This window comes from Staphylococcus sp. 231237_7MaSpsaltlick (assembly GCF_043107035.1).
On sequence record NZ_JBICNX010000001.1, the window covers coordinates 286917 to 302911 of the forward strand.

A 15995-nucleotide genomic window follows, 5' to 3' on the forward strand; every position below is an offset into this window, starting at 1 on the left:
TTGAGCTTAAAATGGGGACAGCTACCCGATACCAAGTTTTACTTGATATGTCGGAAGCTGCCCCCATTATTTATATAAAATATTGGCTTTATGCTAAGTAATTTTCACATGTTATCATATAACATCACGCTTGAACTTTGTTATATTTCGCCACGTTTTTTAAACTAATGATTAATATAAAGGCTAATAAGGCAATCGCGGCACTAAAGTAAGTTGTTGCAAAAACGTCTACTTTTGAAACAACTAAGCCACCTACTATGCCACCTATACCAATTCCTGCGTTTAAACTAGACATGTTCCAACTCATAACTTGGCTCGTATCACCCTCTACATGTTCAATGATACCACTTTGTACAGCTGGATTTGTACTCCACTGCATGATATTCCAAATAAAGATAACCATCAATAATAGACCTGTGCCCGGTAAGAAGACATTTAAGATTAACATCATAATAATAAAAATAGTTGTCGCAATCGTTAACCAACGTTTACTTGTGAGTTTATCTGATAAGAACCCACCCATTGATGTACCTATTACGCCTGCTACACCATTAATCAACAATGCGATAGACACAAATGATAAATCATGGCCACTTTTCAGCATCAACGGATTAATATAAATAAATGTCACTGAATTGGCAACGAGTAGTAAAAACGTTATACTCAAATATTTTACAATTTCTGCCGGTCTTAATATTTTAGAATAACTACTTGCACGTTGCGTTGTTTCTGTACCTGTTTTAGGTGTTTGAAATTGCGGTTGTGGTACGTAGAAGTACATTAGTATACCGACTAGCACGCTGACTGCGACAATAAATAAGAATGTATATCTCCATCCTACTAAGTCACCTATAATTGTCCCAATAGGTACACCAAATACATTAGCACCACTAAAACCTGAATAAACAATACCAATCATTTTCCCACGATGCTGTGGAGCTGTTAATAAAGCCGTTAATGCTAATATTTTCACCACGATTAACGCTGCCGCAGCTGATGATAATATACGTCCAAATACTAAGATTGAAAAATTAGGCGCCATAGCAATTATTACATTCCCTATAATAAAAGTTAGTAACGCCCATAACAAGACTGGCCTCGGTGAAAAGCGATTAGTTAATTTTACTAAGATTGGACCTGCTATAGCAAAAGTGATCGCATACAGTGTCACTAACTGACCTACTATCGCTTCTGAGACATGTAAATCATTACTCATTAGATTCATAATCCCAGCAACCATCATTTCAACCATACCTACAATAAATATACTTAAAATGAATGTTGCGATTCTCATCACTGACATAGATTCACTCCTCTCTTTTATAAATTTTTATTTTTACATAACCATTATATTATAAACCATACGTCAATACGTTTGAACATTTTAAAATGATAGTAGTTGTATGGTGTTATGATGGTTATTTGTCTTTGAAACACTTAAATTCAACAATTTCTAGAGATACACTCAAAAAATACCAACAAAACACGTAGCTTTGTTGGTACTGCGACTCAATTATAAACCGAATATATACCACTATAATTTACATGAGTCACTAAATATCCACAAATATTTTAAATATGAAGTTAAATAAGTCATCATAACTCGATTACATATTATCTATCTTCCGTATGTAGATGACGCCCAATCAGTTGATCTCGATGATTAAAGAATTGTTTATAGCTTAAGTATGTCGCAATTAAAGCTGACATAATCGTCGCAGTTGTATGGATAAATACAACCATTAACTGAAACTTCACTGCTTCTAATGGTGCAACGCCACCTAATATCAATCCTGTCATCATACCAGGTATAGAGACGATACCATATGTTTTTACAGAATCAATCGTCGGTACAATCGCTGTTTTAATGCTGTTCCTAATTGTTGCCTTAGAGGACAATTTAGGGTTTGCACCTAAAGCTAATTTAGCTTCTATTTGACTCATTTCTTTTACAAATTCTTTATCTAAATTTTGATAAGCCAAGTTGATGGCTATCAAACCATTACTTCCCAACATACCTGCAATTGGTATAACTTCATTGGGTTTGAACTGTATCGCACCAGTCAGGATTACTCCAACTAATGGCAAGGCAACACCAACGAATATAGCTATAAATGAAATCCAATACACATGATGCATTACTGGTGATGCCCTACTTATTGTATTCCAAGAAGCGTTTACAATAATTATCAATACAAATGTAAGCAGTAACCACTTTTGATTCACTCCAAAAATAAAATGTAAGAGATATCCCAAAATAACAAGTTGTACTACTGCACGTAATGTAGCAATTAATAAATCTTTAATGATATGTAATTTTTCTTTATAAGAGACAATGATAGGGAATAGTAACAGAAGACCGGTTAATGCTAACGCAGTTGTACTCATGATAAATCATCCTCCTGTTCAATCCGACCTTCAACGATTTTAATCCTTTTCTTGAAATGCCTACTACTTTGTTCATTACTATGTGTAATCCACAAAATTGAGACTCCTTCTTTGGCCATATTAAAAATTAGTTTTTCAATTTTTTCACTATTTTGCTTATCTAGTGCACTAGTCGCTTCATCTAACAACAACATCTGTGGTTTGTACATCAATTGTCTTGCTATTGTTATTCTCTGTCTTTCACCACCGGATAAATGATCTACTCTTGTATTAAAATTGTAATGGCCCAAACCAACTGTTTTCAATAAATATTTTGCTCTTTTACGGTCAAATTTCTCATTGCGTACTTCTGCTGGAAAAGCTAAATTTTCTCCTATAGTTCTATCAAACAAGTCGCTTTCCTGTAACAAATAACTAATTTTCATACGCAATGTTTCTGGGCTAATTTGCTCATAAGGCTTACCATTTAAATAGATTTCCCCTTCTGTAGGGCTGATTAAATTATTAATCAAACGCATTAGTGTACTTTTCCCACTCCCTGAAGGGCCTACAATCGCAATGGTTTCTCCTTGTTCAATTTTCAAAGAAATATTGTTGATGATGTCACGTTTATCAACATGATATGAAACATTTTTCAGTTCTAACATGCTACAGCCTCCCTAAGATTTGCTTTATTCATCATTATTCCCTAACACATGATATAAATAACCAATTTCTAAGAAAATATAACTTAACACTACCTGATTAAAAGTTATTTTAAAATAACAATCGTTATAAATGATATAAAATTATTTAAACTATGCAGCGTGATAGAAACGGCCAAATTCATGCCACTTTTTAGATAAACAAAGGCAAGACTGGCACCAATTATAATATAACTTCCTATTTCAAAAGGAGACGTGGCTCCCATAACATGTATACATGCAAAAAGGATTACTGATAGAACCGTAGCAAAACCATAGGTTATTTTTTTACCTAATTCATGAATTATTAAATGCCTAAATATTAATTCTTCAATAAAAGACGTTAAAATGACTATATCTATAAATAATAGTGGTAACATCCAATTATTATCAAACAACTCTTCTAATAACATTTGATTTTGAGTATCGCCATATTGAAGTGATTTAGGCAAAAAATCCGTCGCCCATTCATACCCAGTAATTAATACAATTGAAACGATATAAGTAGCCAAAATCATTAATAAATATTGTTTACTTTTCTTAAAACGATTCATCGCAATCGGTACTAATCGATGCTTCTTATGGATTAAATAAAAACTTAGCAAAATAATAATTTCAGAGATTACGGTACTTACAATCCTATAATCATTGTCTGCAACTGCATTTTTAATATTAAATAAAAAAGAAACGCCAAATATTACAGCTAAGACAATTAAAGGTACAACTTGATTGAATAGTATATAAAAAGGAATAAGCCAGAAATCTCTTTTCATAATATGCTTACTCTGCCATTTGTTTTTTTCTTGTAATTGCTTCGTGCTTTTTAACATTGATTCCTCATCCATAAGACACCTTCCTTTATATTTATATATTGCAAATATATCATGATTCAAATCACTTATATATATTTTATAAATTTTTCTATATCATTTCATTGTTTAGAACTTTAATATTAAGTGGCTTTTTCTTTAGCTATTTTATTGTAAAATGATCATTTTGTTGTAACATATAGTTATATGGGGGGATGTTTTATGACAATATTAACCGTACTACAGTTTATTGTTAATATAATCATTGTTTTATTTTTATTAAGTGGGCTTATTGTAGGTGCACTATTACTATTTAAAGATAAACGCCAAAAACAACATAGCGTATTACGTAATTATCCTTTATTAGCTAGAATACGTTATTTTGGTGAGAAAATAGGGCCTGAATTACGTCAATATCTCTTTTTGGCTGATACTAAAGGTAAACCTTTTTCTAGAAATGATTTCACTAATATCGTTTTAGCAGGCAAATATAATTCCAGAATGACAAGTTTTGGTACTCAACGCGATTATGAAGATGGTTTTTATATTCAAAATACTATGTTTCCATTACAATCCTCAGAATTACACATCGATCAATCACCTATGATATCTTCTTTTATTTATCAAATAGATAATGAACGTCTATTTGATCGTGACGAGCATAGAATAAAAACAGAAATCGACCCTTACTATTTATCAGACGATAATCAAATTATACTCGGACCAGAGCTTGAACAACCTTTCAAACTAAAACGTTTAGTCGGACAATCTGGTATGAGTTACGGGGCATTAGGCAGTCATGCTATTACTGCCCTTTCTAAAGGTTTGGGACAAGCTGGTACATGGATGAATACAGGAGAAGGTGGACTATCAAAACACCATCTTTCTGGTGATGTAGATATTATTTTCCAAATCGGGCCTGGTCTATTCGGGGTCCGTGATAAACAAGGTGATTTTGATATAGACGCCTTTACACATTTATCACGACAATCAAGAATTAAAGCTTTTGAAATCAAACTAGCTCAAGGCGCTAAAACAAGGGGCGGCCATATGCAAGGAAATAAAGTCACTGAAGAAATTGCAGAAATTCGTAAAGTTGAGCCATGGAAAACTATAAATTCACCTAATCGTTTTGATCAAATCGATAATCCGGTTGCATTACTTTCTTGGGTACATCAATTACAACAACTTGGTCAAAAACCTGTTGGCTTTAAAATAGTAATTAGCAAGGTCTCAGAGGTAGAAGACCTAGTGCGCTCAATGGTTGATACACACCAATATCCAAACTTTATAACAATAGATGGTGGAGAAGGAGGAACTGGTGCAACTTTCCAAGAGTTAGAAGATGGCGTAGGTTTACCTCTTTTCACAGCGCTGCCTATACTTACTTCTTTACTTGAAAAGTACGGCATTCGAGATCGCATCAAAATCTTTGCTTCAGGCAAATTAATCACACCAGATAAGATTGCGATTGCACTTGGTCTAGGTGCAGATTTAATCAACATAGCTCGTGGCATGATGATTAGTGTAGGTTGTATTATGAGTCAACAATGTCATATGAACACTTGTCCAGTAGGCGTTGCCACTACTGACCCAAAAAGAGAAAAAGGCCTAATTATTGATGAGAAAAAATACCGTGTCACAAATTTTGTAACAAGTTTGCATGAAGGTTTATTTAATATCGCAGCTGCAGTTGGTGTGGAATCACCGACACAAATTACTAAAGAGCATATTATTATTAAAAATAAAGATGGTAGTATTCAATCTATCCAAGACTATAAATTAAAATTGATAGAACATGTATAGAAAATAAAAACACTATGACAATCGTTTCGAATTGTTTGTCATAGTGTTTTTATTTTATTTGCTTAATTGGGTTATTTTGTCTGTAATCAATGCCTCTATTTCACTCTGTTCATCTTTTAATGGGTTAAACTCAAATTGAACTTCATTAATAAATACAGTTGGGATGCCTTTAATACCACGCTCAAATGTTTCTTCATTAATTGCTAGTGAACGTTCATCTGCTTCTTTGTTAGGTGTTAAATTAAGTGTTTGAGTCATTTTATCTTCAATTGCAGTAAAGCTCTTTTTCCATTCATCTTGTGTATCATATAAATCACGTATAATTTCTATCGTTTCATCAACTTTTTGATAATTTAAATGAATATTTGCAACCGTCCCTTTTAATAAGGCTTGCTTAGTTTTATCAAAATGTTTGACCACATGTTGCACTTTACCTGCCTCAATAAATGGTTTGAGTGCCTTGTCTGCAGCTCTAAAATAGTTCTTACAATATGGACATGCAAAATTAATAAAAGATTCGACTTGAATTGGCGCTTCATTTGAACCTAATGTAAGATGATTAACTTTTGTCATTTTAACCCCTCCAATTTACCTATTATATTTATTGAAACATGATTCCTGATTTATTGCACATTTTTAGTCTTAGTAAATTAGTAAGATTTATTTTTAGATTTATGCAGTTCTTATCAATTTTTATTTAAATCAAATGACTATATGGTATTAATCTTAAAATGGTAAAATATATCTATAAATCAAACTTGGGAGGGTTAATATGAATCAATCAGTAGAACTATTAAAATCTTTAACTGATGTCGATGGCATCGCAGGTCATGAAATGAAAGTGAAAACTTTAATGCATGATTATTTAAAACCTGTTAGTGATGAAATTGTAGAAGATAACCTTGGTGGTATTTTTGGTAAAAAATCCGCAACAAATGGTAACAAAACATTAATGGTTGCTGGGCATTTAGATGAGATTGGTTTCATCGTTACTAAAATTGATAATGATGGATTTTTAAAATTCACTCCAATCGGCGGTTGGTGGAATCAAGTCATGTTGTCACAAAAAGTTACTGTTACAACAGACAAAGGTAAGAAAATCAGAGGCATTATCGGTTCTAAACCACCTCATGTACTATCACCTGAAGAGCGTAAAAAAACAATTGATATGAAAGAAATGTTTATCGATATCGGCGTTAAAAGTAAAAAAGAAGCCGAGCAATTCGGTATAGAAATTGGAAATATGATTACACCGTATAGTGAATTTGAAACATTAGCGAACAACAAATATTTAACTGCAAAAGCTTTTGATAATCGCTACGGATGCGCGCTTGCCGTTGATGTTTTACAACAATTAAAAAATGATGCTATCGATATTAATTTAGTGGCTGGCGCAAATGTACAAGAAGAAGTTGGTTTACGCGGGGCAAAAGTTGCTGCTAATAAAATCAAACCAGACTTAGCAATCGCTGTTGACGTTGCAATTGCATACGATACACCCGGCATGTCTGGGCAAGTTAGTGATACAGCTATTGGCAACGGACCTGTTGTCATTATCATGGATGCTTCTAATATTGGACATGTCGGCTTTACCAAACATATTAAAGAAATAGCTAAGAAACATAACATTTCTATTCAATTAGATACTACAGCTGGTGGCGGTACTGATGCTGGTAGCATACACGTTGCGAATGAAGGTATACCAACTGTTTCCATTGGTGTCGCATTACGTTATATGCATTCAAACGTGTCAGTACTACACACTGATGATTATAAAAATTCAGTCGCACTTGTGACTGAAATTGTTAAATCTTTAAATGATGACGTTGTAGAAGAAATTATTTGGTAATATTTCTACACACTACGCTAAAAGATATAATACAATCAACACATACAAAACCTAGAGTGTGAATTTAAGCTACTGCCATTAATAAAGCGAGGCTGGGACAAATTAATTGTCTTAGCCTCGCTTCTTGATATAATTATTTTGTTTCTTATTAAAAATTGCTTGTTTTATTTAGTCGTGTTTTTCCAACTATCATCACTTAACATTTCACCAGGCCATGTATAGGCCATTACACCGCCATCAATGGTAATCGTTTCACCAGTAATAAACGAACTATCGTCTGATGCTAAGAATGCAACAAGTTTCCCAATTTCTTCAGGAGTTCCTAATCTGCCTAATGGAGTGACCCATTTTTGATTTTCTCTAAATGCTTTACCAGATTCTTCTTCAGCAGTACCAGTCAATTTATCAACAAGCGGCGTTTCAATAGTACCTGGTGCAATCGCATTAGCTCTAATATTTTCACGTCCATATTCTATCGCAGTTGAACGTGTAAAATTAATCACACCACCTTTTGCAGCATTATATCCAGAACGATTTAAGTCTGCAGCTAAACCTGAGAATGACGAAGTGTTAATAATAGAACCACCTTCATCCATCATTAATGGTAAGAAAAACTTAGTCATTAAAAAGGTACCTCTAAGATCGACTCCCATTATTTTATCGAAGACTTCTACAGGATATTCATGTATCCTACCAGCAGCATTATCAACACCTGCATTATTGAAGAGTACATCGATTGTTGAAAATTTTTCTTTAATAGCTTCTGCAAATCGTTCTACTGCATGTTCATCTGAAACATCAACAGTGTAACCTGAAGCTTTATACCCCGCATTATTAATTTCTTTAACCGTATCATGTACTTTTTCCGAGATATCTACTGCTATGACATGAGCACCTTCTTTAGCTAAAACATGCGCGGTAGCTGCACCAATACCTGTGCTCACTCCTGTTAATACAGCTACTTTATCTTCTAATCTTCCCATTGTTACTCACGACTCCTTTTTAAAATACACTTTATTTTTTAACGTATCTCAATTATGTACTTCCTTTTTTAATTGCCTACAAAACTTCATTTATTAGTTCTTTTAAATTAAAACGTTTACAAAATCTGAACTTTATACAACTCTAAATTTTCAAAATTTTCATTTAATTATTATCTTTAATTTGTTATACTTTCGACAACTTAATTGGGAGGTTAGGACCATGTCATTAAATTCAAAGGAAAAACCAACGCTTATCAATAGATTTTTAAATATAGTAGAAAAGATTGGTAACAGATTACCTGATCCTAGTATTTTATTTTTCTTAATGTGCTTAGGTCTCGCCGTATTAACTTGGATTATTTCATTTTTCTCTATCACAGTTAAACATCCTGGCACAGGTGATACCATTGCAATTAAAAGCATTTTAAGTAGCGACGGCTTATCAATGATTTTGAATGATGCTGTTAAGAATTTTTCTGAATTTCCTGCCCTAGGTCTTGTATTAGCTGTCATGCTAGGAATAGGTGTATCGGAAAAAACAGGCTATTTTGATAAATTGATGATACAAGTAGTACACAAAGCCCCCAAGAAAATTATAGTCCCTGTAATTATATTAGTTGGCATCTTAGGTAACGCTGCTGGTGATGCCGCTACTATCGTGTTACCTCCACTTACTGCCATGGTCTTTATTAAATTAGGTTATCACCCTATCGCTGGTTTAGCCATGGCTTATGCCTCAGCACTTGGTGGTTTCTCAGCTAATGTCATGATTGGTATGTCTGATGCTTTACTTTATGCTTTTACAGAGCCTGCAGCAAAAATTGTTGATGATAATGTGCACGTAAACGTCGCAATGAATTGGTACTTCATAGCTGCCAGTATTATTGTTTTATTACCAGCTGTATATTGGGTAACCATGCGATTTGTTATTCCTAGGCTCGGAACATATGATACATCCAACTCAGATATTAAAGTTGACGAAGAAAATACAGGATTAACACCTGAAGAAAATAAAGCAGTTTTTTGGGCAAACATAAGCTTCTTTGCAATGATTGCTTTACTCATTGTTTTAGCAATTCCACAAAATAGTTTTCTAAGAAATGCTAAAACAGGTAGTTTACTTAACGATGCACCAATTATTAATGGTGTCGGTCTAATTATTTTAGTCTTATTTTTAGTACCTGGTTTAGTATATGGAATTAAAATGAAAGCATTTCAAAATTCTAAAGACCTAGGTAAAATGTTGGCTGATTCTATGGGATCGATGGGTTCTTTTATTGTTATAGTATTCTTTGCAGCGCAACTACTAGCATTCTTAGAGTGGAGTAATCTAGGCGTTATCATTGCAGTCAAAGGAGCTTCATTACTCCAAGGACAAAATGGAATTGTATTAATCTTAGGCATTATTTTATTAAGCGCGATCATTAACTTACTGATAGGTAGTGCATCCGCTAAATGGGGAATTTTAGCACCTATTTTTATACCAATGTTAATGCTTGTTGGGTTTCATCCAGCTTTTACACAAATGCTTTATAGAATTGGTGATTCTATCAGTAATCCAATCACTCCGATGATGCCATATTTGCCATTACTATTATCTTATGCGCAAAAATATGACAATAATATGAAATTAGGTTCCTTACTTTCAAGTTTGATGCCTTATACCATCATTTTAAGTATTGTTTGGCCATTGTTTATGATTATTTGGTATTTATTAGGTTGGCCATTAGGACCCGGGGGACCTTTAAATATGAAATAATATATGACAATTATGCACATAACAGATAAATCTCTCATTGTTAGATACCTGACTGGTGGATTTGTCTGTTTTATATTATGTATTGTAATATATACGATTTATTTTAAATTAATTTCTATTGAGCAGTATGAAAATAATTAGTAACAAATTATTATATTTAATGTAATATAAACTTAAGAAATGGGTAAATAAAATACAACAATATAAATTACCTCATTAATATTTTAGGAGGCATTATGGAACGTATAGGATTAATTGATATCGGCTCAAATACCATTAGATTGGTTATTTTCGAATTTGATAAAAAAACTGGATTAAATGAATTATTAAATATTAAAACGCCAGCAAGGTTAAGCCAGTATTTAACTGAAGATTTGGCAATGAACGACGAGGGAATTGGAGTACTCACTGAAACACTAAGTAGCTTTAAAAAGGTAGCTGATAAATTTGAAGTCGATGCATTGCATCCTATAGCTACTGCAGCAATCAGACAATCAACAAATAGAGATAAAATTCTCGAAAAAATAAAAAAAGAACTTAATATCAAAATTAAAATCATAAACGATCAAGAAGAAGCATTTTATGGTTTTTATGCAATTACACATACTACAGACATTAATGATGGCGTTTCTGTTGATATTGGTGGTGGCTCAACAGAAGTCACACTTTTTAAAGATAAAAAACTAATAAAATCGCACAGTTTCCCTTTCGGTGTCGTTACTTTACAACGTAAATTTTTTGCTGGCAAAGACCATAACGACAAATCTGCAATTAAAGATATGGAAAAATTCTTATCTAAACAATTTGATCAATTACCATGGATAAAAAATCAAGAAGTCGCACTTGTAGGTATTGGAGGTTCTGCTCGTAACGTAGCACGTATACACCAGTCTGAACACTCATACCCTATCGGTGGCGTACACAACTATACAATGTCTGAAGATAACATTGAAGAAGTATATACAATCATTAAAAAGAGTTCACGTGATGATTTAAAAGATATTGATGGACTAAGTAGAGACCGTGTGGATATTATACTGCCTGCCGTAGCAGTCTTTAATACTCTATTTAATAAAATAGATGCCACTCAATTTACATTCTCTCGAAAAGGCCTTCGTGAAGGCTACGCCATGAATGTCATTGGCGAACGTCACCCAGAAGAATTTAAAAAAGAAAATATTAGAACAGATGCCTTGTATCATTTAGCAAATGAATACGGTATTGAAGAAGCTAGTGCTAACCAACGTGTAAAATTAGCACAATCACTCTTAGAACAATTAATTAAATTAGATAAAATTGAAGTTTCAGCAAAAGAAAAATCTTTATTTGCTGAGGGCGCATACTTGTATTACCTAGGTAGATTTATCGACGCTGATTCAAGTTCGCCCCACACGTATTATATTATTGCTAACTCAATGATTGATGGCTTCAAACACGAAGATCGTGTCAAATTAGCGTTGCTTGCAAGTTTTAAAAATAAATCCCTGTTAAAGTTCTTTAGTCATGAAACAAAATGGCTTCGTGGTAAAGAGTTAGATAATATCCAATACTTAGGAGGTATTATAAAGTTCGTCAATGCACTCAACATCTCTCATACAAATGCTGTTGAGCGTTTAAATCTCAAAAAAGAAAACGGTGAGTACATCCTTTACGTTTATTATAATGGCGCACCTATTGCTGAAGAATACCAAGCGCATAGACAAAAGAAACACATCGATAAAATCTTAAAGGAAAATATTTCTATAATCTTTACAAAATCTTAAAATTCTTATGATAAATTAAGTGTAGCAAAATATGTATCTAAGACTACTAATGAGGTGTAATAACAGTTATGCATAGAAATTTGGGAGATAAGTATTTAAATTCACCACAATATTATAATAATAGAGAGCTAAGTTGGTTAGATTTTAACTATCGTGTATTACAAGAAGCACAAGATAAAAACAACCCTTTATTAGAACAGCTTAACTTTGTTTCTATATTTAGCTCAAATTTAGATGAATTTTTTATGGTACGAGTAGCCGGTCTACAAGATCAAGTCAAAATGGGCTATGATAAACCAGAAAATAAAGCACAATTAACACCAAAGGAACAACTAGACCAGATTAAAATTAAAAACAAAAAAAACGTTGATTTACAGTATGAAATTTATAACGAATTAATCAATAATTTACGTCAGTATCAAGTAGAAATCGTAAAACCTCATAAGTTACCTGAAACGCTTTTAGCACAACTTGAAACAGAATTCAAAGTTGGTATACTACCTACTTTGACACCATTAGGTATCGATGCTTACCATCCTTTTCCTAAATTAAATAATAAGAGTTTAAACATTTTTGTAAATATAGATACACCTGATGAAATTAATTCTGCTATTGTACAAATCCCATCATTAATACCACGTTTTTACGCACTGAATGAAGGTGATAAACAATACATTATTATGGTCGAAGACATTATCACTTATTTTATAAATGATTTGTTCACAGGGTTTAATGTCATAAATACTTTTACCTTTAGAATTACAAGAAATGCAGATTTAACCATCCATGAAGACGGTGCAGAAGATTTATTAATTGAAATTGAACGTTTCTTAAAAGAGCGTAAACGCGGTACAGCAGTGCGTTTAGAAGTAGATGGTAGAGATACAACACATGAAGATATTATATGGATAATGAATCAATTAGAAGTTCATGATAATGATGTTTATTTCTTAGATGGACCACTTGACTTAACTATGCTTTCTGATTTAGTTGGTCATTTATCTAATAAATTAAAACACTTAAAATATAATAAATATGTACCACAAATTCCACAATCTTTAGGCGATAATAATATTTTTGATCTCTCTCTTAAAAGAGATATATTTTTTCATCATCCCTATGAATCTTTCGAACCTATAGTAGATTTTATACGTGAAGCATCTGAAGATCCTGATACGATTGCCATTAAACAGACACTTTATCGTGTCAGCAAAGACTCACCTATTATTAATAGCTTAAAAAATGCCGCAGAAAACGGTAAACAAGTTACCGTACTTGTAGAATTAAAAGCACGTTTCGATGAAGAAAACAATGTACATTGGGCTAGAATGCTAGAAGACGCTGGTTGCCATGTTATTTATGGTATGACACATTTAAAAACACATAGTAAAATTTCACTAGTAGTTAAACGTATTAATAATAAACTTACTTCTTTTGTACATCTAGGAACTGGTAATTATAATGATAAAACCGCTAAACTTTACACTGATATGGGGATTATAACTACGAACAATGAGATTGCTGAAGATGCAATTAACTTCTTTAACTATCTCAGCGGTTACTCAATAAAACCAATTTATAACAAATTAATTGTTGCCCCATTTGATATCCGTGACGTCTTTTTAGCGCGTATAGATAACGAAATCAAGGCGCAGCTACAATATGGTAATGGGAAAATTATTATGAAGATGAACTCTTTAACTGATAAAGACATTATACTCAAATTATTTGAAGCATCATGTGCCGGTGTTAAAGTGCAACTTATTATTCGTGGAATTTGTTGCTTAAAACCAGGTGTTCCGGGCATCAGTGAAAATATTGAAGTAGTGAGTATAGTTGGACGCTTTTTAGAACATTCTCGTATTTATTATTTCCATAATAATGGAGAAGATAACATTTATCTTTCATCTGCAGATGCGATGACGAGAAATATGATTAAACGTGTAGAAATTTTGTTCCCTGTTGAAGATAAAGCGATCGCAAGCCGTCTATTAGATTATATGAATCTTCAACTTTCTGATAATCAAAAAGGACGTTACCAAGATCAACATGGCAATTATCACTATATTGAAAATAATTTGTCGCCATTAAATTCACAAGCTTATCTTATGAATGAAGCTATAAAATTTGGTGAATCTTTACAAGAAAAATCTGCACATCCTCAAGTTATTTCAGCTAATAATCGTAAAGGCTGGTTTACTAAGATACGAAAATCTTTTAAAAAATAAATTCTTAACATAAAGATTTGATTTAAAGTCACGTCTCTAAAGCGTTCAAATTGTTGCATTAGTGAATATTAGACGTTATGTGACCTTATAAGAAGTGGAACAGCAATCAAATTAACCCTTGATGGCTGCTCCACTTCTTTTCTGTTTGTTAACTTTACCTATATTTCACTGACATACGCGATGAACGATTTTATTCAATAATTGTTAATGAAAGAGCATTTGTTTATTAACACTACCATAATATATAAGTCCATGTACCGATAAACAAACACAATTTGCTATAATATGAATGAGATAAATTCGTACTGCAGGAGGATTACCATGACTACACTCAATCAACTTAAACAAACTTTTCCTTTAATCAATAAGTTACAAAACTATACACCTTTATTCTGGGAAAACCCAAATTTTCACAAGTCAGAATCATTCCCTTTTTCTATAGACGATATTGAAGAAGCTGCTGCAAGATTGGATAGGTTTGCCAGCTATATTCGTATAGTTTTTCCTGAAACTGAGAAGAATGATGGCTTAATAGAATCACCTTTAAAACAAATTCCATTTATGCAAGATACATTAACAAAATCAGATTTTCAAACAAATATAGGAAAATTATGGCTTAAATGCGATAGTCACCTTGCAATTTCTGGTTCCATAAAAGCACGTGGCGGTATTTACGAAGTATTGAAACTAGCAGAAACTATTGCAGTAGATCAAGGCGGTTTAAATTATAGCGATGATTACAGTATTTTAGCTGAACCACAATATCAAGCACTATTCAGCCAGTATAACGTGGCGGTTGGTTCAACAGGAAATCTCGGTTTAAGTATCGGTATTATAAGCGCGAAACTCGGATTCAGTGTAACGGTCCATATGTCGAGTGACGCACGTCAATGGAAAAAAGATTTGTTACGCGACCGTGGTGTAGAAGTTATCGAACATCAATCTGATTATCAATTTGCAGTTGCAGAAGGCAGAAAAGCAGCGGAACATGACCCAACTTGCCACTTTGTCGATGATGAAGGATCAGCCGATTTGTTCTTAGGCTATGCCGTAGCAGCTTTAAGATTAAAATCACAAATTAGAGAACAAAATATACAAGTTGATGCTGAACATCCTCTCTTTGTATATCTACCATGTGGTGTTGGTGGTGGCCCTGGTGGCGTGACTTTTGGCTTAAATCGAATGCTGGGTGAGCATGTTTATTGTGTGTTTGTTGAACCTACACATGCCCCATGTATGTTACTAGGAATGATGACCCAGCTCCATGACACTATTGCTGTCACAGATATTGGTTTGGATGGTCGTACTGATGCTGACGGTTTAGCAGTATCACGTCCTTCTCGCCTCGTTGGACAAATAATGAATAACATACTTTATGGTGCGTGTACTGTATCTGATAAGCAAATGTATCGCTATTTATACACTTTGAGCCAAAAAGAACACATATTCATTGAACCTTCAGCAGCTTCTGGCTTTGCTGGTATAAAACCAACAACTCAATCAGCAATCAATAATGGAATTGCTGTAGAAAATGCGAACCACATCGTTTGGGCAACAGGAGGTAATATGGTGCCTAAAGATGAAATGCTCAAGTACGTAGATTATGGCAAGAACTTAGTTGAAAATAATAAATATTAATTTCACTCTTCACTACAACAATATACAAAAATCACTCAAGCAAAATAAATAACATTACTAGTTAAATTTAATTTGGTTACTATCAAAAC

General features: G+C 33.1%; 12 protein-coding genes. 6 read left to right on the forward strand and 6 right to left on the reverse strand.

Going from position 1 to position 15995, the window contains the following annotated elements:
* Positions 1-124: 124 nt before the first annotated feature.
* The 4 genes from ACF91D_RS01435 to ACF91D_RS01450 all read right to left on the reverse strand — a co-directional run bounded on the left by ACF91D_RS01435 (position 125) and on the right by ACF91D_RS01450 (position 3916).
* Positions 125-1303, reverse strand: a complete 1179-nt coding sequence (locus ACF91D_RS01435; protein WP_069792299.1) for an MFS transporter — start codon at positions 1301-1303, stop codon at positions 125-127.
* A 311-nt stretch (positions 1304-1614) separates the two neighbouring features.
* The gene (locus ACF91D_RS01440; RefSeq protein WP_327620753.1) at positions 1615-2388 is read right to left on the reverse strand and encodes an ABC transporter permease; all 774 of its coding nucleotides are present in this window, start codon (positions 2386-2388) and stop codon (positions 1615-1617) included.
* On the reverse strand, positions 2385-3035 hold the full coding sequence (locus ACF91D_RS01445) for an ABC transporter ATP-binding protein (protein WP_039067376.1): 651 nt from the start codon (positions 3033-3035) through the stop codon (positions 2385-2387). The genes ACF91D_RS01440 and ACF91D_RS01445 overlap by 4 nt, the downstream gene beginning before the upstream one ends.
* A gap of 104 nt (positions 3036-3139) precedes the next feature.
* A complete protein-coding gene (locus ACF91D_RS01450) occupies positions 3140-3916 on the reverse strand; it encodes a CPBP family intramembrane glutamic endopeptidase (RefSeq protein ID WP_327620754.1) in 777 nt (258 codons plus the stop codon).
* Between the two features lie 186 nt (positions 3917-4102).
* Between ACF91D_RS01450 and ACF91D_RS01455 the strand changes: the two genes are divergently transcribed.
* Positions 4103-5686 (forward strand): FMN-binding glutamate synthase family protein, encoded by a 1584-nt coding sequence (locus ACF91D_RS01455; protein ID WP_101049907.1) that lies wholly within the window; start codon positions 4103-4105, stop codon positions 5684-5686.
* Between the two features lie 54 nt (positions 5687-5740).
* Here ACF91D_RS01455 and ACF91D_RS01460 read toward each other — a convergent pair whose 3' ends face one another.
* The gene (locus ACF91D_RS01460; protein ID WP_039067381.1) at positions 5741-6259 is read right to left on the reverse strand and encodes a thioredoxin domain-containing protein; all 519 of its coding nucleotides are present in this window, start codon (positions 6257-6259) and stop codon (positions 5741-5743) included.
* Between the two features lie 199 nt (positions 6260-6458).
* Here ACF91D_RS01460 and ACF91D_RS01465 point away from each other — a divergent pair, with 199 nt between their 5' ends.
* Positions 6459-7535, forward strand: coding sequence for a M42 family metallopeptidase (locus ACF91D_RS01465; RefSeq protein WP_327620755.1), 1077 nt, complete (start codon positions 6459-6461; stop codon positions 7533-7535).
* A gap of 164 nt (positions 7536-7699) precedes the next feature.
* Here the strand turns inward: ACF91D_RS01465 and ACF91D_RS01470 are convergent, their stop codons facing one another.
* A complete protein-coding gene (locus ACF91D_RS01470) occupies positions 7700-8518 on the reverse strand; it encodes an SDR family oxidoreductase (RefSeq protein WP_039067383.1) in 819 nt (272 codons plus the stop codon).
* A gap of 220 nt (positions 8519-8738) precedes the next feature.
* Here ACF91D_RS01470 and ACF91D_RS01475 point away from each other — a divergent pair, with 220 nt between their 5' ends.
* The 4 genes from ACF91D_RS01475 (at position 8739) to ACF91D_RS01490 (ending at position 15906) form a co-directional block, all read left to right on the forward strand.
* Positions 8739-10277, forward strand: a complete 1539-nt coding sequence (locus tag ACF91D_RS01475) for an AbgT family transporter (RefSeq protein ID WP_039067384.1) — start codon at positions 8739-8741, stop codon at positions 10275-10277.
* Between the two features lie 233 nt (positions 10278-10510).
* Positions 10511-12040, forward strand: a complete 1530-nt coding sequence (gene ppx / locus ACF91D_RS01480) for an exopolyphosphatase (RefSeq protein WP_327620767.1) — start codon at positions 10511-10513, stop codon at positions 12038-12040.
* A gap of 68 nt (positions 12041-12108) precedes the next feature.
* Positions 12109-14268, forward strand: coding sequence for an RNA degradosome polyphosphate kinase (locus tag ACF91D_RS01485; RefSeq protein WP_039067386.1), 2160 nt, complete (start codon positions 12109-12111; stop codon positions 14266-14268).
* Positions 14269-14589: 321 nt separating this feature from the next.
* Entirely contained in the window at positions 14590-15906 is a 1317-nt protein-coding gene (locus tag ACF91D_RS01490) for a D-serine ammonia-lyase (protein WP_101049917.1), read from the forward strand.
* Positions 15907-15995 lie beyond the last annotated feature (89 nt).